Source organism: Streptomyces sp. NPDC026206 (genome assembly GCF_040638465.1).
In the GTDB taxonomy this organism is placed as follows: Bacteria; Actinomycetota; Actinomycetes; order Streptomycetales; family Streptomycetaceae; genus Streptomyces.
Window position 1 is genome coordinate 619,616 of sequence record NZ_JBEZYL010000002.1, and the last position, 20,093, is coordinate 639,708.

General features: G+C 70.4%; 11 protein-coding genes. 7 read left to right on the forward strand and 4 right to left on the reverse strand.

Annotated elements, in window-relative coordinates; all coding sequences use genetic code 11:
• Window positions 1-18: 18 nt before the first annotated feature.
• Complete coding sequence (locus AB0F13_RS06220; protein ID WP_362075931.1) at window positions 19-7,557, reverse strand: SDR family NAD(P)-dependent oxidoreductase; 7,539 nt, start codon at window positions 7,555-7,557, stop codon at window positions 19-21.
• A gap of 498 nt (window positions 7,558-8,055) precedes the next feature.
• Between AB0F13_RS06220 and AB0F13_RS06225 the strand changes: the two genes are divergently transcribed.
• Window positions 8,056-9,426: a hypothetical protein gene (locus AB0F13_RS06225; protein ID WP_362075934.1), complete on the forward strand. Its 1,371-nt coding sequence runs from the start codon at window positions 8,056-8,058 to the stop codon at window positions 9,424-9,426.
• Window positions 9,427-9,462: 36 nt separating this feature from the next.
• Window positions 9,463-10,314: a short-chain dehydrogenase/reductase gene (locus AB0F13_RS06230; protein ID WP_362075937.1), complete on the forward strand. Its 852-nt coding sequence runs from the start codon at window positions 9,463-9,465 to the stop codon at window positions 10,312-10,314.
• 34 nt (window positions 10,315-10,348) lie between these two features.
• Here the strand turns inward: AB0F13_RS06230 and AB0F13_RS06235 are convergent, their stop codons facing one another.
• Window positions 10,349-11,710 carry a condensation domain-containing protein gene (locus tag AB0F13_RS06235; RefSeq protein ID WP_362075940.1) on the reverse strand — a complete coding sequence of 454 codons (1,362 nt, stop codon included), beginning with the start codon at window positions 11,708-11,710 and terminating at the stop codon, window positions 10,349-10,351.
• A 37-nt stretch (window positions 11,711-11,747) separates the two neighbouring features.
• Entirely contained in the window at window positions 11,748-13,091 is a 1,344-nt protein-coding gene (locus tag AB0F13_RS06240) for a condensation domain-containing protein (RefSeq protein WP_362075943.1), read from the reverse strand.
• Between the two features lie 281 nt (window positions 13,092-13,372).
• On the opposite strand from AB0F13_RS06240, the gene AB0F13_RS06245 reads away from it, so the two are divergent.
• The 3 genes from AB0F13_RS06245 to AB0F13_RS06255 are packed head-to-tail and all read left to right on the forward strand — an operon-like array spanning window position 13,373 to window position 15,734.
• Window positions 13,373-14,212 carry a class I SAM-dependent methyltransferase gene (locus AB0F13_RS06245; protein ID WP_362075946.1) on the forward strand — a complete coding sequence of 280 codons (840 nt, stop codon included), beginning with the start codon at window positions 13,373-13,375 and terminating at the stop codon, window positions 14,210-14,212.
• A 23-nt stretch (window positions 14,213-14,235) separates the two neighbouring features.
• Window positions 14,236-14,505, forward strand: coding sequence for a phosphopantetheine-binding protein (locus AB0F13_RS06250; RefSeq protein ID WP_362075949.1), 270 nt, complete (start codon window positions 14,236-14,238; stop codon window positions 14,503-14,505).
• A gap of 8 nt (window positions 14,506-14,513) precedes the next feature.
• Window positions 14,514-15,734 (forward strand): beta-ketoacyl-[acyl-carrier-protein] synthase family protein, encoded by a 1,221-nt coding sequence (locus AB0F13_RS06255; RefSeq protein WP_362075952.1) that lies wholly within the window; start codon window positions 14,514-14,516, stop codon window positions 15,732-15,734.
• A 26-nt stretch (window positions 15,735-15,760) separates the two neighbouring features.
• Here the strand turns inward: AB0F13_RS06255 and AB0F13_RS06260 are convergent, their stop codons facing one another.
• A complete protein-coding gene (locus tag AB0F13_RS06260; RefSeq protein WP_362075955.1) occupies window positions 15,761-18,124 on the reverse strand; it encodes a helix-turn-helix domain-containing protein in 2,364 nt (787 codons plus the stop codon).
• A gap of 163 nt (window positions 18,125-18,287) precedes the next feature.
• Between AB0F13_RS06260 and AB0F13_RS06265 the strand changes: the two genes are divergently transcribed.
• Together AB0F13_RS06265 and AB0F13_RS06270 are read left to right on the forward strand one after the other, a co-directional pair.
• Window positions 18,288-19,358, forward strand: a complete 1,071-nt coding sequence (locus tag AB0F13_RS06265) for a BTAD domain-containing putative transcriptional regulator (RefSeq protein WP_362075958.1) — start codon at window positions 18,288-18,290, stop codon at window positions 19,356-19,358.
• Complete coding sequence (locus AB0F13_RS06270; RefSeq protein WP_362075961.1) at window positions 19,355-20,074, forward strand: DUF6585 family protein; 720 nt, start codon at window positions 19,355-19,357, stop codon at window positions 20,072-20,074. The genes AB0F13_RS06265 and AB0F13_RS06270 overlap by 4 nt, the downstream gene beginning before the upstream one ends.
• Window positions 20,075-20,093: the final 19 nt, after the last annotated feature.

The following is a 20,093-nucleotide window of genomic DNA, read 5'->3' on the forward strand; positions in this document are numbered from 1 at the left end:
CGAGGGGCCGACGGGTCGTCAGGTCGCCGCGGGCGTGGTGCCGGGGCGGGAAGCGGGGGTGGGGGGTTGGTAGCCCAGTCGGGTCAGGGCGCGCCGGGCGAGGTCGGTGATGCCCTGGGCGTTGAGGAACTCCAGGGTGGGGATCTCGCAATCGAGGCAGCGTCGGGCTGCCACCACCGCTTCTGCGGCCATGAGCGAGTCCAGGCCCAGTTGATCGAGGCGCCGCGTGCGGTCCAGCTGGTCGGGAGCGGTCTGCAGGATGCCGGCAAGGATCTGGGTGATGGCGTCGGAGGTGAGGGCGAGAGCCGCCTCCGGCGTCGCGGTGGCCAGCTGCCGGCGCAACTGGTCCGGTCCTGCGTCGTGCGAGCCGTGTGCCGGGATCAGGCCGGCGTGCCGTGGGGCGTCCACAGCGGGCATCATGCTGCGGATGCGTGTCCAGTCGATGCGGCCCACGGCGGCGACACAGACGTTCTGCGCCACAAGGTTCTGCAGGGCCGCGCATGCCTCCGTCGGGGTCAGGGATTCCAGCCCGAGGCGGGCGAGGACGTCGGTGATGTTGTTGCGGGCCGCGTAGCCGACCTCGCTGACCGCTCCCCATGCCACGGCGCAAGCCGGGTGTCCGGCGCGGCGCCGGGCGCGGGCCTGCGCCTGGAGGAAGAGGTTGGCCGCGACGTATCCGGACTGGTAGGCATTGCCGAACCAGGCGCTCGCCGAGGAGCAGGCGACGAAGAATTCCAGAGGCCGGTCCCGGGTGAGTGAGTCGAGGAGCATGCCGCCGAGCATCTTGGGGGCAAGGGCGGCGCGCAGGCGGTCGTCGGACAGCTCGGCGAGTGGGGCGTCGTCCAGGGTCATAGCGGCATGGATGACGCCGCCCAGCTCCCGCCCGGTGACGTCGATCGCCGAGAGTACCCGACGGAGATCGGCCGCCTCGGTGACGTCGGCCGCGTAGGCGGTGGCATGCGCGCCGCGCCCTTCCAAGGAGTCGATCAGTTCGGCCGAGCCCGGTGTGCCGGGGCCGCGACGGCCGAGCAGGGCGAGATGGCGGGCGCCATGCTCGACGAGCCGCCGAGCGACGGCTGCACCCAGGCCACTGAGACCTCCGGTGATCAGGTACGTGGCGTCCGGGGACAGTCGCAGAGCGGGGTGGGCCCTCTCGACGGCGGGCGGCTCGTCGAAGGTGAGGACGACCTTGCCCAGGTGGCGTGAACGCTGCAGGCAGTTCAGGGCTTCCGAGATTCTGGTGGCGGGCAGGGCCAGATGCATCAGTGGCCGGTACTGACCGGTGCTGATCCGCTGCGATGTCTGGTGGAAGCAGTCCGCGGCGTGGCGCAGCCGACCCGAAATGAGCTGGTGGGCATCGACGCCGAAGAAGGCGATGTTGTTCTTGAAAGGCCTCAGCGACAGTGGGGTGGACGCGTAGATGTCGCGTTTACCGAGTTCCAGGAACCGGCCGCCGGGACGGAGCAGTTCCAGGCTGCGGCTGATGGCCTCTCCGGCCAGGGAGTTGAGTACGACATCGACGCCACGGCCGCCGGTGAGCCGAAGGACCTGCTCGGCGAAGCCGAGGCCGCGTGAATCCAGTACGTGAGCGACTCCCAGCATGCGCAGCACGTCACGTTTGCCGGGTGTGCCCGCGGTGGCGATCACCGTGGCGCCCCGGGCCTGGGCGTACTGCACGGCGGCCATGCCGATCCCGCCGGCGGCGCCGTGGATCAGAACAGTGTCGTCGGCGGTCAGGCGGGCGAGGTGTTCCAGACTGTGGTGAACGGTGAAGAAGACCACGGGCAATGTGGCGGCCTCGGTGAAGGACATCCCTTCGGGCATGGGGGCGGTCAGCCGGGCATGGGCCGTCACGTGGGAGCTCAGGCTGTTCGGTGCCAGGGCGTAGACGCGGTCGCCGGGCGCGAAACCGGTGGCTTCGGCGCCGACGGCAGTGACCACGCCGGAGCATTCCAGGCCCAGCGCCGGTCCGCCGGGCGTTGGCGTCTCGGCGTCCGGTGGCAGCATGCCGGCGGCCAGCATGACGTCGCGATAGTTCAGCGCGGCTGCTCGTACCGCGATGACGATTTCGTCAGGAGCAGGTGCGGCCTGGGGCATCGGTACCCAGTCGAGCCGCGGATTCAGGCCGGGGTCGCGCAGCTGAAGGGTGTAGGGCGTGCGCTGTGGATCGGCGGCGGCCTCGGTGGCGTGCCGGCGGGGCACCGTCCGGGGGACGAAACGGCCGGCACGGGTGAGGACGATCTCGTCCTCGTCGCTGGGGGCGAGGAGCTCCCGTGCGAGGCGGCGGGCATCGTGCCCGGCCTCGGGGCCGCGGTCGAGGGAGATCCGCCGGACGGTCAGGCCGGGCTGCTCGTTGCCGAGGGTGCGGGCGGCGCCCCACAGCGCGGCGTCCTCCGGTACGAGGGCCTGCTCGGGAGCGGGGAGTGCCCCACTGGGACGGGTGATGAGCCACAGTCGGGGCGTCACCTCGCCCGGCAGCTGGGCGCAGGCACCGGCAACGGTCCGCAGGGCGGCCATCCGCCGTACTGCCTGTTCGACGGTGGCGTTCTCGCTGTGATCGCCCAAGGGGGCCGTGCCAAGGATCATGACGACGTGCAGGTCCTTGCCGCCGGTGCCCAGCAGCGTGGTCCAGTGACTCGGCCCGCAGTCGAACGCGGTGGTGCGTACCGTGTGGCCACCGGCAGCGGTCAGCGAGGCCTCCAGGGCGGTGGTCAGCTCACCTCCCGGTTCCTCGGAGGAGATGACCCAGTGTGCGGCGTCGGCGTTCGGCGGAGCGGGCACGGAGCGCGAGGGACGGGGCGCCCGGCTTGCCGCGATCACCGAGTATTCGAGGTCGGCCGGTGCGCGGTCGTGGCCCAGCTGCGCGACCTCGTCGAATCCGCACTCGCGTAGCAGCGGGGGCCAAGCGGTGGCCGGGAGCACAGGGGATGCGGTGCGCAGCGGGCTGTCGGCGAAGGTCCAGAAGCTGTCCAGGGTGCCGAAGCACAGGGAGAGAACGCTCGGATCGTGGGTTTCGAACGCGAGGAGTTGTCCGCCGTCGGCGAGCAGCCGGGTGACGTGGCCGAGCGTCCGCCGCAGGTCGGTCGTGGCGTGCAGGACGTTGGTGGCGACCACGAGGTCGTACGAGCCCTCGGGGAACCCTTGGCCGGCCGGGTCGCGCTCCAGGTCCAGGCACCGGTAGTCGACGAAGTCGAAGGCGGCGAAGCGGGACTGGGCGCGGGGGAAGAATCCCGCGGACACGTCGGTGAAGGTGTAGACCGTCCGCTCCGGCGGCAGTTCGGGCAGCAGCATCGCCGTACTGCCGCCGGTGCCGGCGCCCACTTCCAGCACACGCAGAGGCCGGTCGGCCGGCCATGCCCGGACCGCCTCGCGCACGAGGGCGCGCAGCAGGCGGTTGTGAAAGCCCGTCTGGTGAGCGGCGCCGTAGAAATGCTCGATCAGGTGCCGGTCGGGTGCGTCGAACAGCAACTCCAGTGGGTCCCGCCGGCCGCACAGGACGTCGCCCAGATGCAGGCCGCACCGGCCGAACAACGCGGTCTCGACCGCCAGGCCGGGGTAGTCCCGCGCCACGGCACGGAAGAGTTCCATCGGCTGGAGCTCGCCGGTCGGGCGCCAGCGGGCGGGACGGCCCGGGGCGGCGTCGCAGACCTGTTGCACCAGGTGATGCTCGGCCGCCACGCCGAGAAACAGATCGGCCAAGCGGTCGTACTTGGCCAGCATCCCTGCCGCGACCAAGTCATCCGTGGTGAAGTCGGCCGCACCGGCCAGCAATTGGGTGAACGACCGGGTGATCAGGTGTGCGCAGCACTCTCGCAGGCGACGAAGTCCTTCGTCGTACCGGTTGTCGTGCCAGGTGGCCTGGAGGGAGTCCCGGTAGGGCGTGCATGCGTCCACCAGCGCCGCCGGGGCGGGCAGGGGCCGGGCGGTCGCCGGGTCGTCGGCGACGGGGGCGGCCCGCAGGACGTCCACCAGGTGCTGGATCGGCTCGGTCGGAGCGAGGCCGACGAACCTGCGCAAACGGCAACCCGTCACTTCCAGGGCGACCCGGCCGTCCCCGTCGGTGACAGTGATGTCCCAGCACACGTCGTTGACGCTGTTTTCCCGGGAACGCAGATGGATCAACCCGGTGGGCGCAGGTCGGCGCCACATCCGTACGGCGTCGACCGCGACGGGCAGGAAGGGCTGGTATTCACCCTCGACGGTGGCGAGGGGACCACCGGCCTGCAAGGCGCCGTCCAGCAGGGTCGGGTGGACCTGATAGCCGTCGTCCGGCTGGGTCAGGGCGTAGGAGGCGAGCACCTCGTCGCTGCTCATGTGCAGTTCGGTGAGTACCTGGAAAGCCGGGCCGTATCCGAGGCCGGCACGCTCGGCCCGGGCGTAGTGCCGGGCCGTGTCCAGACGTCGTTCGAGGCGGGCCCGTACGGTGGACGGGTCGATCGCTGGCGGCGCTTCGCGCAGCAGGCGCCGGACCTGGCCGCGCGCGTGTGATTGCCAGGCGGCATCGGCACCGGTACGGCTGGTGATCTCGACCGACTGATCCCCTTCGGACAGGGACAGCTGCAGGTACACGTCCATGGCCGGGTCGTCCCAGGGCAGGTCCAGGGCACGGGAGATGTACAGGTGCCTGACCTCCACGGGGGCGTCCTCGGCGCTCCGCCCGGCAGCGAGGGCCATCTCCAGGTAGGCGGCGGCCGGCATCACCACGGAGCCGCCGACCCGGTGGTCGGCCAGCCACGGGAGGCGGGCGGGGTCCACCGGGCCCGACCACGCCCGTTGCCTGGCCGCCGCCGGGGAGCCCAGCAGAGGGTGCTGTGCCGGCGCCATCTCGCCCAGCGGGCGCAGCCACCACTGGGGATCACCGTTCCAGAGCCGTTCGCGCTGCCAGGGATAGGAGGGCAGATCGACCACCCGTCCCGGACGGGGGAAGAACGCCTCCCAGTCGGCGCGGACACCTGCGGCCAGCAGGTGCGCGACCGCCGTCTCGACGGCGGCTGGGCCCGGAACGCCGCGTGCGCAGGTACCGAGAGTGACCACAGGCCGTTCGGCTGCCTTGGCGCCCTTGCGCAGATAAGGCCGGAGCACCGGGTGCGGCCCGATCTCGACGAAGGTGTCGTATCCCTCGTCAAGCAGCGCCTGGACGGCTGGTGCGAAGAGCACCGGCTGCCTGACGTTGCGCCACCAGTACCCGGCACCAAGGTCCTCGCCGCCGAGCAGACCGCCCGTGACGGTGGACGCGAACGGAACGCGGGTGGGCGAGGGGCACAGCCGGGCCAGCGCGGCGCGAAGGTCCTCCTCGACGGGGTCCATGGCACAGCTGTGGAAGGCATAGTCCAGGTCGAGCATGCGGAAGAAGACCCCGCGCGCTTCCAGATCGGCTCCGAGCGCTTGCAGCGCCTGCTGCGGGCCGCACACCGTCACGTCCTGCGCACTGTTGACGGCTGCCAGTTCCAGGCGTCCGGAGTACGCGGCCAGTTCCTTGAGCGCCTCGTCCTGGGCCAGGCCGACCGCGGCCATCCGGCCCTGACCGGCCGTGGCCGCTTGCGTCCGGCTGCGCTCTGCCACCACCCGGGCCGCGGCCGGAAGGTCCAGCGCGCCCGCCGCGTATGCGGCAGCGATCTCTCCCACGCTGTGTCCGACCACGGCGGCCGGTCGGATACCACGCGTCTTCAGCAGCTCGACCAGGCCGACCTGGAAGGCGAAGAGCAGCGGCTGGGCGATTTCCGTCGCCAGCAGCCGACTGTTGTCCGGGGACGATGCGAGAACTTCGAGGACGGACCACCCCAGATGCGGCTCGAGCGCCGCGTCGGCCTGCTCGACCGCGACGCGGAACGCGGGCTCGTCCTCCAGCAGGTCCGCCCCCATACCGGCCCATTGCGAACCGTTGCCCGAGAACGCGAACACCGCCTTCCCCTCGTCCACCCCTTCCGCAACGGCCGCGCCTGCCGGTAGCGGGTGGACCTCCTGCGCGACGGCACGCAGGGCCTCGGCCGCCCGGGCAGGGGTGTCGGCCAGTACGACAGCGCGGTGAAGGTGCCGGCCGCGCCGCCGTGCAGTGGTGTGGGCCAGGTCGTAGAAGCCTTCCGGTGTCAGACCGTCGAGGCGCGCCACCATCCGTGAGGCGCCTTCGACCAGCGCCTCCGGCGTGCGAGCCGAGACCACCACCGGCAGGGCCGCAGGCCGGGATGTGTCACCTGACCTGCCCCCGTCGCTTCGCCCGGACTCGGCCGGCCCACCGGGCATCTCAGCGTTCGGGGCGGAGGCGAGCACCACATGGGCGTTGGCACCGCCGAAGCCGAAGGAATTCACTCCGGCCACCAACCGTCCGCTCTCCTGCAAGGGGCAGGGGTGCAGAGCGGGCCGCAGCTGCCAGCGGTCGAAGTCGATGTCCGGGTTCAGCGGTTCGGCGTGCAGCGTGCGGGGTACCTTGCGGTGCCTGAGCACCAGCAAGGCCTTGAACAGGCCCGCCATGCCGGACGCCGCTTCCAGATGCCCGGTATTGCTCTTCACCGAGCCGACGAGCAGCGGACCGGTGGTGCGATGGATACCCAACGCCCGGCCGATCGCTTCGCACTCGACAGGGTCACCCACCGGTGTACCCGTGCCGTGCGCCTCCAGGTAGCAGATCTCGTTGGGCTTCACCTTCGCGCGGGCGTACACCTCGCTCAGCAGCCTTGCCTGAGTTTCTGAACTCGGCAGGGCGAGTCCTGCCGTGTGTCCGTCGCTGTTGGCTCCCGTGGCCAGGATCACGCCGTGGATGCGATCCCCGTCGGCCAGCGCATCGGACAGGCGCTTGAGCAGCACCACTCCGCCGCCCTCCGCCCGCACATATCCGTCGGCCTGTGCGGAGAAGGTGCGGCAGCGGCCGGTCGGGGAAAGCATGGACGCCGCCGAGAAGCCGGTGAAGCCGAACGGGCTGAGCAGCACGTTGACGCCGCCTGCCAGAGCGGCCCGCGCATGCCCCGCGCGCAACGACTCACACGCCCGGTGCACCGCGGTCAAAGCCGACGAACAGGCAGTGTCGACCGCGATGCTCTCACCATGCCAGTCGAACAGATGGGAGATGCGGTTGGCCGCGCCCGTAGCAGCAAGGCCTGCCATGGTGTAGGCGTTGGGGGCAGCGGCGCCCAGCGTCTGCAGGTCGGCGTAGTCGTGACTGGACAGTCCGATGAACACCGCCGTGTCCGAGCCGGCTGTCGCCCGGGCATCGATCCCCGCATCATCGAGAGCTTCGACTGCCATTTCCAGCAGCAGCCGGTGCTGCGGGTCGATCCTTGCCGCCTCCCGCGGCGAGGTCCCGGTGAAGTAACCCGTGTCGAAACCGGCAATGTCCCCCAGGAAGCCGCCCGCTGCGGTGTAGCTCCGCAGGTTCCTGCGCTGCCGGGTGTCGACGAAACGTGAGGCATCGAAGCGGTCTGCCGGGACCTCGGTGACAAGGTCACGTTCCTGGTCCAGAGCCGACCACAGGCCCTCGATGCTCTCGATATCTCCAGGCAGGCGGCAGGCCGCCCCAACGATCGCCACGTCGTGGTCGCCCAGGGCCGCAGGCTCTCGGGTCACAGGTTCTCCATTTGCTGGTTCCGCTGCGGACCCCATGACGAACTCCATGGCAGCCGGGCGGACAGGGGCTGGTCGGGCCGGGCGGAAGAAGAGGTAAGGGGCCGCCCAAAGTGCCCCACGGCGGCGTGGGTATCGAGTCGGCAGGCGGCCTGGCGCCCCTTTAGGGTGAATGAACCGCCATTTCGGGTGAATTCGCCGTGTAGGGCATTCATGGGCCGGACCGGCTCCCTCAGGCTCAGGTCGGTCAAGGCTGCGGCCGTGCCGCAAGGGCGTCGCGTCCGGAGTCAAGGCCCGGAGTCAAGGCCCGGAGCCGGATCGCCGCCAGAAGACCGGCCACCCACAGGGGTGAACGGCGGAACATCCTCCGCTCAGTGTCTGCGTAGGGTCCGGAGGAGCCTGTCCGTCAGGTTTCCCCGGCGCTGCGGTATCCGAGCGTCAGTCCGACTCCCGTGCCCCCAAGAGAGGTTGACGATGTGCGGTTCAGCGGCCGATATCCCGGTGACCAGCGGCGACCTGACGAGCCGTGACTGGTGGCGGCCCTGTTCGGTGCAGACGGTCGGCGAGATCCCGCCGGAAAGTCATGCCCTCGCACCGTTCATGACCCGCCTGCTGGCATCGTTCGAGGATCAAGGACACGTCGTACGCGATCGGTCGTACGGCGACGTCGACCTCATGTTCATGTACGCGCACGTGCCTGACGGCCAGGCACCTCTGCGGGACCGGATCCCCGAGCAGTGCCCTCCGCTCAGCGTGACACTTCGGCAGGCGAACGGCCTGCGGCGCAATCCCGCACATGTCGTCGCGGTGGTCGAGATTCCTGAGTCACTCAGTGAACTCCCCCACAGGGACGTCGTCGAGACTGCCAGGACCCTGATGGGACGGGTCGGGGCAGCCAAGGCGCTCTTCGTCACCCGGGGCCCGGCGCCGGGCCGAGTTCGGGAAGTCACCTTCTGCAACATGGAGGGTGGTCATCCCACCGAGAAGGAGAACCTCGCCGACCGCCTGCGGGACCGATTGGTCACCGCCGCATGCGCGTGCCAGGTGGCAGACCGTTACGACATCACCACCGATGCCCTCACCGCAGCAGCCTGGAAAGCCAGCCCCACCCCGGAGCGGCTCGCCGACGCGGGCCGTCGCATGGGGCAACTGGGCCTGCTGTCCGCACCGCTGCGGATCGCGGACTACGTCTCCCCGCAACTCGCCGACATGTACGAGGTCTACATGGGCTGGAAGGGGTTCAGCGAAGGCATGCTGTTCGCCTTCGACCCGGACCTGCAGGCCCTGGTTGTCACGGCGTCAGGAAGCTGGGACGTCGACAAGCGTGCGCTCAACCGGGATCAGGTCGTAGTGGTCGACCACCGGCTCCGGGAGGGCCGCCTGCGCGTCCTTGCACCGGAGGGCACCCTGCCCATGCAGCCGTCGGTGGAGACATGGGAGGTCTGCGCGCTGATGGAGGAGGCTCCCACCGTCCGTGTCCGCAAGGCTCACGACGGACAGTGGGTTCTCGACCCGGACGGGGAGCGGGAGGTTCCCCTCATCCGGGGCGGCATCCACGCGCACGTCGGCGTCTCGTCCGCCAACGAGGCGGCAGTGGAAACAGTCCAGCCCGACCGTGAGCGATTTCCTTACGGGTTCGGCTGCGGAACCGACCTCACCGTGGACCTGGCGCGCAATACGATCCGTCGCTCCAGCGCGGTCAACAACACGGACGACCCCCGACTCTACGTCCGCTGGCCGCTCCTCTATCACGGAGAAATGGCAGTCGAACTGTGGAAGCCAGGAATCCCTGCCGAACCGTTCCGCGGACTGCTCGGCCTGTTCGGAACCGACATCCGCTTCACACCCGATCATGTGGAACAACCGCTGTGACCGTGGTCACCACCCATGACAACAAGGGGATCGTTCATGGCCAAATACACCCTGCGGAACAAAACCGTACTGATCACCGGTGCCGCCGGTGGCATCGGAGCGGCCAGCGCACGGGCGCTGCACGCCCGTGGCGCGAACACCGTCCTGGTAGGCCGCAACCTGGAATCCATCGAGGCCCTGGCGCGGGACATGGGCGGCGACCGCCTCCTTTCCATGAGCGCTGACGTCACCGACCGAACGGCCCTCGAGGACGCCGTGGCCCGCACCGTCGACCGGTTCGGCGCACTCGACGTCGTCTTCGCCAACGCGGGAATCGCCCCTGCCCCGCCGGCCACGATCGCCACCATCGACCCCGACGCCTTCGAGCGCATCGTGGAGGTCGACCTGCTCGGGGTCTGGCGTACGGTCCGTGCCGCCCTGCCGCAGATCATCGCCTCCCGTGGACATGTCCTGGTCACTTCCTCCACCTACGCCTTCGTCAACGGTGCCGTCAACGCGCCATACGCCGCTGCCAAGGCGGCAGTCGAGCAGTTCGCCCGGGCCCTGCGCGTCGAACTGCGCATTCATCACGCGACTGCCGGTGTCCTGTACCCCGGATGGGTCGACACCGCGATGGTCCGCAACGTTTTCGACGGTGACGACATCCTGACCAGGATGCGCGAGGTCGCCTTTCCTGCCTCGCTGGCTCAGACCATCGCTCCGAAAGCCGTCGCCGGCCGAGTCGTCACCGGCATCGAGCGCCGCTCAGCGAGGATCACCGTTCCCCGACGCTGGCAGCCGATCTCGGCCCTGAGCGGCATCATCAACCCCCTCACTGACGCCTGGCTCCTCCGCCACCGCCCGTTCCTGGCGCTCCTGAGGGAACTCGAAACCGCGACCACACGATGAACGGTGCCGCGCACGCCAAGAGCGTTCTCCCCGCTCAGCCCTTCCCGGCCGATGCGGTGAGCATGATCTCCCTGACTCGGTCGAGGTACTTCGGCACACCCGTCGCGGCCTCCGGGGTGTCCGGCATGTTGACCACCAGGTCGGCCCGGTCGGGGAACCAGTTGAACCACAGCGACACGCCGCTGGCGTTGTCCGGGCCGGTCAGGACGGTCGCGTCCGCGCGCAGGTAGTCACGGGAGCCCGGCGCGGTCCGTCCGTCCACATAGGACGCCATGGGCGGGATGGTGGGGGCGTCGCCGCCTTCGAGGAGCAGTTCGAGCGCTCGGTGCAGAGGCACGTCGTATCCCGCGCGGGCGCTCTGGAAGCCTTGCTGTGCGGCGGCGATCGCGCCGGCGAGAGTCGGCGGGGCGGGCAGCCGGAACAGCAAGGGCACGAGGTTGACCAGCCAGCCGTGCACGTGGAGCAGCCGGGGGTAGGCCCTGGTCGACACGGCGGTGAGCACTCGGTAGACGTCGTTGCCGGTGAACTCCCACTGCGCGAGAGCCAGCGCGGCGAAGGCACCCGCGCCGAACCCGCCGCCGTGCCGGCCGCAATAGGCGCGGAACGCGCGTGCCTGGGCACCTGTGAGCACCGGGTACTGGAGTCGCGTGCCGGTCAGCAGCTTGTTGGCGTCCTTGCCCAGCTCGACCGGGAAGCCGGGGAAGCCGCCATCCCCCGCAGCCAGGAACTGCGACCATGCGGCGAGCTCCGGCGCGGCTGCCGTCAGCGACGCGGAACGCTCCAGCTCGCGGCGGTTGTAGTCCAGGTAGCCGGGTGCCGGTGCCAGGTCGACTGAGGCGCCGCCGCAGGCCGCGTGGTACCGGGCGCGGATCTCGTCGAACAGCAGCGCCAGGGAGTGCCCGTCGGTATAGGCGTGGTCGATCGCGAAGTACACAGTGGACGCCGTGTCCCGTCGGATCACTCCGGCCAGCAAACCCGGCCGGCTCGCTGTGGTCTGCTCATCGATCCGCCGGTGCAGGTAGGCGCGCAGGTCACCCGCGCTCGTGAGGCCGCCCACGCGCACCGGACGCACCGTGAGGGAATCAGCTGGCAGGCGGAACCCGGTCAGGTTCTCGGTCTCCGGCTCGTACCAGGTGTGAAATGCCTCGTGTCGACGCGCAAGCCCTTGCCACGCGTCGGTGAGCGCGTCGAGATCGGCCCGGCCCGCCAGGTCGAACACCATGGCCACCCAGGGCGACTGCCGTCGTCCGGCGGCGCGGTGGGCGGCCGCCAACCGCAAGTGCGCCCGCTGGAAGTGCGACGCGGGCACGTGATGCGGTACGGGTGCCCGGTCGGTGGTCAGCCTGAACTCGACCACTTCACCCGGCTCGGGTTGCCAGTCAAGGATCTGGGTCATACGCACGGCAGGGTCTCCTCCTCCATCGGGTGGCCGACTAGGCGGGCGTGGGCACAGCTTCGGCCCGGTGGCCGTCCGTGGCACGGGCGGCGGCGTGCGCGGTGGCCAGCACGAAGCGTCCGACGTTCGTGCGCGCCACGGCCGTGTCGGGGAAGCGTGTCGACAAGTGCACGCCGCGCTCGCTCCTGGTCAGCCATACGTACACCTCGGCCGGTCCGTGGATTCGGCTGCGCAGCATCATGTCTTCCTGCTGGGGCGGGGTGCCCTCCACTCGGCGCACATCGAGATAGGACACGACGAACCGGGGGCGGATCTCCCTGCGCAGCAGCTGTCTGATGTGTGGCAGCGAATTGCCCGGCCCGGGTCTGCGACGGCGCAGTTCGGCGGCGGCGAGGGCGACGGTGTCGGCGAAGGCCGACCCGGGGGCCGTCGGGATCCGAACCGGGTGCAGGCCGACGAACCAGCCCGGCGCCGCTCGCCACTGGTCGGGCCGGGCGTCGGCCAGGCTCACCACGGACAGGTGCCGCCCACCCGCGACCTTCGCCGCGGCGAGCGCGAGGCAGGCGAGCAGTCCTGCGGCGGTAGTGCCGCCGCCTGCGTGTGACGCGGCGGCGAACCTGGTGGTCGCCGGTCCGTCGAGAAGCCAACGGTAGGCGCTGCACTGCGCGAGCGGCACCGCGGACGTGCCGAGCGGCAGGGGGAAAGCGGGTGTCATACCGTGGGCGTTGCCGAGCAGAGTCCGCCAGTGGTCCGCGTGCTCAGGCCCCATCGGCAGCCGGTCGACCAGGCTCCGTTCCTCGGCCCCGAAGTCCAGGAAGGTCCGCCTGGGCATGTCCTCGGCACGGCCTGCCAGGAGGCCGCGGATCTGCCCCGGGATCATGGCGAGCGTGTAGCCGTCCACGATGCCGTGATCCGCCCCCGCGAAAACCGTCACCCCGTCTGCGCCCTCGACCGTCGCGAAGACCAGCTGTGGCCACCCCAGTGGGCCGGCGCCGCGGTCGAAGAATGCCTCGATCTGTCGTCGGACCGAGGCACCGTCGGCGAAGACGCCGATGTCCTCCCGTCGCAGCGTGACCGCGCTCGCGGGGAGCGTACGGCGCACGCAGCGTTCGTGGGTCGGCACCAGCCTGCTGCGCAGGTGCTCGTGTCCGCGCAGCCAGGCCGAGAACGCGGAGCCGACCTGGTGCCGGCTGACCCGGCCCGCGCCGAACGACACACCGACCCACGCCGGGTCCACATGCCGCGGTCCCCGCGCGGCCGCGGCACGCACGTGATGCTCGTGGACGAGCGCGGGCGCTCGTGGGTCGTCTGCCCAGGCCGAGGCCGAAGCGGTCGGTGTCCAGAACACCAGCCGGCCGGCGGGAACCGTGCTGTCACCCAATTCTGTGAACTGCATTGTCTCACCGACCGGACAAAGCGCGACGCCGGCCTCGAATCACAACCACGATGTTCCCCCTATGACGCCTCGGTGCAACTTGCCGAAGCTATCCGGTCGCGATGAAAGAAAGATGAAACAGAGATGTGTCTGCTGGTCACGCAGGCCGGGGCGGCGTCACGGGAAACGACTCTCTTGTTGCTCTTTGAATGCGCTGCTAGCGTCGGCTCCCGTCATTTATTCCGCACTGCGCCGATTCGTCGGGCGCGCCGATGGAGGGTCAATTCATGAACGCACGAGCAGACACCGAATCCTCCCGGGTCGTGGGCGAGGCAAAACCGTCCATGGACTACGCCGCGCTGCGTCGTGACCCGGAATACGCCGAGTTGAACCGCGCGCTGCTCGACTTGGTCCCGGTCGGCTCCGGGCCGGCCGTCCTCGACCTGGGGTGCGGGGACGGAGCCGTCAGCGAGCAACTGCTGCTGCGCGACCCGGCCATGTCCCTGGTCGGCGTCGATCCCGAACCGGCCCTGCTCGACGCGGCACGGGCCCGTCTGGGTGACCGGGCCCGTTTCGTCGTGGGCGACGCGTCCTCCGTCTCCCGGTTGTTCCCACCGGACGCCTTCGACACCGTCGTGCTGGCCAACTGCGTTCATCTCGTCCCGGACCTCGACGAGGCGCTCGACGCGATCGGGCAGGTTCTCGCAGGTGCTGGACGCCTGGTGTTCAACTCGGCCTTCTACTCGGGCGCGGAGACTGCAGCCGACGTGCCGTTGTACGCCGAGTTGGTCGGCACGGCCCGCCGCGTCGCCCGGATGCGCGGGCTCCCACTGTCCCGGTCGGCCGCCGGCCGGCCCTCGGGGCTGCGCAGGAGTGCCGGGGACTATCAGGCTGCCCTCGACGCGGGTGGTTTCACCGGCGTGGTCACCACCGAGCGGGTGTTCACCCTCGGCCCGCGCTTTCTCGCAGCATTGTGCTCGACCCCGATGTTCGCCGCCGCCGCGTTACCCGGGATCGACCGGAATGTCGCTGCGGAACTGCTCGCCGAGACAATGGAGAAACAATACGAGCGCGCCCCGTTCACGATCACGCGGCGCTGCGTGTACTTCTCCGCGATCCGGCCATGAAAACATCACGAAAGGAATGCCTCATGACCGAGGTGCTGAACGTCGTCACCCAGGCCATAATCGGTATCCGGCCGGACCTGGGCGAATCCCGAACGGCAATCACCCGTGACTCCGCCCTGTTCTACGCCGCTGATCCCGACCAGCCGGTGCTGGGACTCGATTCCATGGAGGCCCTTGAGCTGATCGCCGTGCTGGAGCAGGAATTCGGGGTCGAGCTGGCGGACACCGGTATCAGGATCGCTGACCTCGGCACGGTCGGAGACGTGGTGGACGCGATGTCGGGGACGCTGTGATGTCCCAGGTGGCGCGCAACCGCGTGCTGGTGACCGGCATCGGCGTCGAGTCGTGCGCGGGCTCCACACCGGAGGAGTTATGGGACGCCCTGTCCGCAGGACGGCCCGCGATCTCGGCGCTGGAACTTGAGCAACCGCTGCCATGCCAGGTCGGTGGCGTGGTCAATGGTTTCAACCCCCGGGAGCACATGTCCGCCCAGCAGGTCCGCCGTACCTCACGCTTTCAGCAGTTGTTGTTCGCCGCAGCGATGAAGGCACGGGCGGACGCCGGGCTGCGCATGGCGCCGGGGGCGCTGTACGTCGGCACCGGCGGCGGTGGGCTCGACGAAGCCGCGCGACTGGTGACCACTCTGCGCCAGAGCGGGTGGTCGCGGATGAATCGGCTCGGCCTGCTCCGTCTGTTGCCCAACCAGGCTGCCGGGCTCGTCGCCCAGGAACTGAGCATCACAGGCCCGGTGCTCACCGTCTCGACCGCCTGCGCGTCCTCGACGGACGCCATCGGAGCCGGAATGCGCGCGGTGCGTGACGGCATCGCCGACGTGGTCCTCGTCGGCGGCGTGGAGAGCTGGCTGGACCTGCCGTGCCTGGCAGCGTTCTGCTTGCTGGACGCGCTCTCCCAGCGGCCTGCCGCGGAGGCGGTGAGCGCGTCCCGGCCGTTCGACCGCGACCGCGACGGCATGGTGCCGGCCGAAGGCGCCGCCGTGCTGGTGCTGGAGTCCGAGCGATCCGCGCTGCGCCGCGGCGCGACCGTGCACGGCGAGGTGCTCGGCGCCGCGTCCAGCTGCGACGCCCACCACCCCATGGCTCCCCGGGCGGACGGCGCGGTAGCGGCCAGGACGATCGAGCTGGCCTGCGCCGACGCCGGCCTCGACACCACTGCCGTGGACTTGGTCAGCGCGCACGGAACATCGACACCGCTCAACGACCGGGCTGAAACTGCCGCCATCAAGCTCGCGTTCGGCACTCACGCGCGGCATGTGGCGATCACGGCGCCCAAATCGGTCATCGGCCACGCCTGCGGCGCATGCGGGGCGTTGGAGAGCGTGGGTGTGCTGCTCGCCATCCGCGAGAAGTACGTACCGCCCACCGCGAACCTGGACAACCCCGACCCCGACTGCGACTTGGACTACACCCCGGTGGTGGGCCGGCCCGCCCCGATCAACGTCGCCATCAAGCAGAACTTCGGGTTCGGCGGCCAGAACTCGGCGGTTGTGTTCGGCGCCGCGTGAGAGCAGCGAGCGGTCCGAGCGGGGGCTCAGTGGCGTCGATATCGAGTGGGTGCGGCGTCGCCGGGCCCGGTCGGCTGCCGGGGGGTGCGGCGTGCCCGGTAGGTGCGGGCGAGGTGGTCCTGGAGGCGGGCGTGGCGGAACTGGTAGACCGCGCCGGCCTGGCGGAGCACGCCCCGCCGGTAGGCGTCCTCGAGGAAGGTGACGACGGACCAGGGCAGCCGGCCGGTCAGCGGCAGCCAGATCCGGGAGAAGACCACCCACTGGCCCCAGGCGGTCAGGCCGAGCGCGTAGCCCAGGGCGCCGCCGAGCCCGCTGATGACGCCGAGCTTGAGCGCGGCCTGGAGGTCCCAGACGAGCGGGCCCAGGAGCGCCGACAGGGGCGGGATCATCACCCCGGGTCCGAATCCGGCCAGGAGCCCGAAGGCAGGGGCCCAGACGAGGAGTTGGGCGGTGGCCGTCCGGCGGTTCGTGCGCAGCAGGCTGACCGGATTGACGGCGGACCGGATGTCGAGAGGCGCTTCGAAGAAGGTCAGGAGACCGAAGGTGGGGCCGGCTCCCAGCGCGAACACAAGCCCGAAGAACAAGCCGTCGTTGAGGCCGAGGCGCAGGGTGACCGAGAGGCCGGCAGGCAAGAGGACGCCTTTGAGCACTCCGTGTTCGAAGCCGAAGCCGAAGCCGAAGACGAGTCCGCACAGTAATCCGATCACGAGCCGGTGGGCGGTTCTCCGCCCGGCCTTTCCGGCTCTGCCGAAGACCTTCATGCGCACGCCGGATGGCGCCACCGCCGTGTTCTTGGCCGCGACCATGAACCAGTACGTGATCCCGAATATGAGCCCGGAGAGGAGCCCTGTCGACAACGCTTCCGCGAGCTGGAATGCGAGGGGGTTGTCGAAAAGGGTGCCGACGACACAGTCGACGAGCCCGATGGTCAGACAGATCATCAACGCGGTCACCAGTGCGCGCGTCGGGCGGCGCAGCCCTGAACCGAGTCGCCACCATTCCAGGTTGGGGGTGTCGAGCCGGGTCAGGTGGTGGGCGAGGTAGCCGAGCCAGTACTGGGCGCGTTCCGGGTCGAAGTCGCGGCGCGGCCTGCTGACCGGGTGGTGCTCCGGCCGAAGGCGATAGGCGGCGGCGGTGAAGTTGTCGAGGAGGTGGTCCTCCAACTCCCCGGGGCCGCCGAATCGCCGGGTGTCCAGGAGCGTGGCCGGGTCGCGGTCGGGGGCGTCGCTGTAGACGGCGCGGGCGAGCGTGACCATCAGCGGGGTGGTCAGCACCGCAGCGAGGTCGGCACCGCCCCGGCTGCGCGGCTGCTCGCGCAGCTCGTTCAGCACGGGGTCCCACGCGGTCGTCGCCAAGTCGCCGCCGTGGGCCTTGCGCGTGCTGCGCGGCAGGTAGTCGGCCAGGTCGTCCAGGGTGAGATCCGTCAGATCCACCGCGGCAGCGGAAGTGAGCACGTCGGTCTCCGCCACTGCGGCGGCGTACTCGGACGGACGGCTCGTCAGCAGCAGGGGCAGGGTGGTGGCATTGAGCGCTTCCAGCGCCGGGCGGTGCAGTCCGCCGGCGATCTCGTCGAAGCCGTCCAGCACGGGGAGCACCCGGCCGGTCTCGACCAGGGCGGCGGCCAGGCTCGGCCCGCCGGGTGCCGGGGAGGCAAGGCCGGGGTGATCGCGGGTCAGTTGTGCGGTCAGCCAGTCCCGGAACGTGATGGCGGTGGGATCCCACGCGGCGATACTGAAGATCACCGGTACGGCCTCGGTGCGGGCCCTCGACTTCAAGTAGTCCAGGACGAACCGCATGGTGAGGATCGTCTTCCCGGAACCGGGCCGGCCCAGCACCACCAGCCGCCCGGAGGGGATCCGCCGGTACACGCCCACGATCTCGTCCAGTTGCCCGCTGAGGTCCAGCGGGCCGTGCGTGCCTCCGGCGGGCAGACGCCGAATGTTGGCCCAGTGGTCGGTCAGCTCTTCGGGAACCGCCCGCCAGCGCACCGGCAGCGGGTACGGATCGTGCACCTGCCGCTGCTCCTCCTCGCGCTGCCAGCGGGCAGCCACCGCGTGGGCGAGTTGCTCGGCGACGTCGGCCAGGGTTTCGTGCAGCACCGAAGCCGGCTGCCCGGTGACCGGTTCGATGTGGCCGGCCGAGTCCTCGGGCTGGATCTCGTGCCCGGTCCGGCGGACGGCGGCCCCCAGCAGTTCCTCGCGTTCCGCCGGTCTCAGCCCGAGCGCATCAGCCAATAGCCGGACCGTGGTCACCCTGGGGTCGGCACGCTCGCCGGTCTCCAACCCGCGGATGGTTCGCACGCCCACTCCGGCGCGCGCTGCCAGGGTCTCCTGAGTCATTCCCGCGTTGTGCCGCAGCCGCCGTAACAGCGCGCTGAACTCACTGGCCACAGGTCACGGCCTCCCCCTCGGACATGTTGTTTCCCCAGGTGAGGGACTCTAGCGTGGCCACCGGCCGGATACGGCCGGTCTCCTGGCCTGTCCCTTGTCCGGCGCCGGGGCCAGGGTCGACGGCATTCGCTGCAGGAAGCAGCCCAGAGCCCGGGGAGCCACGATGCCGATCACCGCAACCACCGGCCAGCCGACCGTCACCACGCTCAGGCACCAGGAGCGCGAGATGCTCTACGCGGTCGGCTGTGGCCTGAGAGACGACGAGATCGCCGCCGCCCTCGCCATCCCCGAGGACGCCGTGGCCGGACACCTCGCACGGATCCTCGTCAAACTCGGGCTGCGTGACCGGGCCGCCGCCATCGTCCACGCCTTCGACTGCGGTCTGGTCGCCCCCGGCCGCGGTCCCCGCAGGCAGGCGACAAGCCCGGTGCCACAGGCTGCCACCCGGCACGTGCCCGAACCGCGGTTACGGATCTCGGTGCTCGGACCACTGCGGGCGTGGCGCGACGGACAGCCCCTGGACCTGGGGCATCTGCGCCAGCAAGCCGTACTGACAGTGCTGGCGCTGTGCCTGGGCCGGACGGTCAGCCGGCAGGAACTGCTGGATGGAGTGTGGGGGGAGGAGCCGCCGAACACGAACGTGGTGCCGGTGTACATCTACCGGCTGCGCAAGATCCTGCATGTGGGAGGCAGCCCGGACTCGGTGATAGAGCGCGACCGGTGCGGCTACCGGCTGCTCTCCGGCGCGGTCACCGTGGACGTGGCGCGCGTGGAGGAACTGGTCACCGCAGCCGGCACGGCCGAGCGGGCGGGCGACCTGACCGAGGCGGTCCGTGCCTGCTCCCAGGCGCTGGACCTGTTCCGTGGAGAGCCCCTGGCCGGCCAGCCGGGGCCGTTCGCCGAGCTGGAGCGGCTGCGGCTCACCGAGCGCAGGATCGTCCTCGTGCAGCGGAAGCTCGACTGGCAGCTGCGGCTGGGCCGGCACTGCGAAGCGATCGCCGAGCTGTCGGCCTTGACCATGGCGCAGCCCCTGAACGAACCGGTCGCCGCGATGCTGATGCGTGCGCTGTACCTCAGCGGCCGGCAGGCCGACGCATTGACCGTGTTCGACCGCACCCGCCGCCGCCTGGCCGACGACCTGGGTGTCTCTCCGGGCCGGATGCTGCGGCGGACGCACCAGATGATTCTGCGCGGAGACGAAGCCTGCCTCGACCTCACCGGTACCGCGCAGTGACCGGACCGACGCGGCGTACGCCCAGCGAGGAGCTGCTGCTGGCGAGGATCTCGGCGGCGGCCGGCCGCGAGCACCTCGGCAGGCGGCGTGCCACCTACGCAGGGACCGCGCATACGGCACACAGGAAGGCCCTGGGGGCCCGGGGGATCCGCGGTCTGCTGGCCTTCGTCCGGTACGACAGGCCTTCCGCGACGAAGGTGCGCGATGACGCGCGATTGGACCTGTACGAGCACGGAATGACGGTTGCCGTGCAGGGGCGGATCCACGTCGTCCGCTACGACACCACCTCCGTATTCCGGACGAACACCTTGCACCCGCACGACTCAGCCCGCGCCGGCACCGCCTGCACGCTCACCGACGTCGACGGGGAACGAGTCGTGCTGCGCGGCAGGCCGGAGCCCGGCGGCGACGCGACGGAATGGCGGTCCGAGATCCAGCGGGGCGTCATCCGCGCCCAACTGCCCCGGGCGCTTGCCGCACTTGACATGGGTGAGTGCCTGGCCTTCGGCGATATTCGGCTGACCAGGGAGAAGGTCTGGTGTGGCGAGGTTTGCGCGCGGTGGCCGCAGGTCCGGCACATCCGGATCCGGAAGGGAGCCATCAAGCTCAACATCGACGGGACGTGGCACGGGCTGGGCTCCAGGGTGTCCGAGATCCCGAACCTCTTCATCCTCCGCGCGCTCGTCGAGCGCCTCGGGCCGGACGGCGTGCGCTGACCTCCGGGAGCCCGGGGCG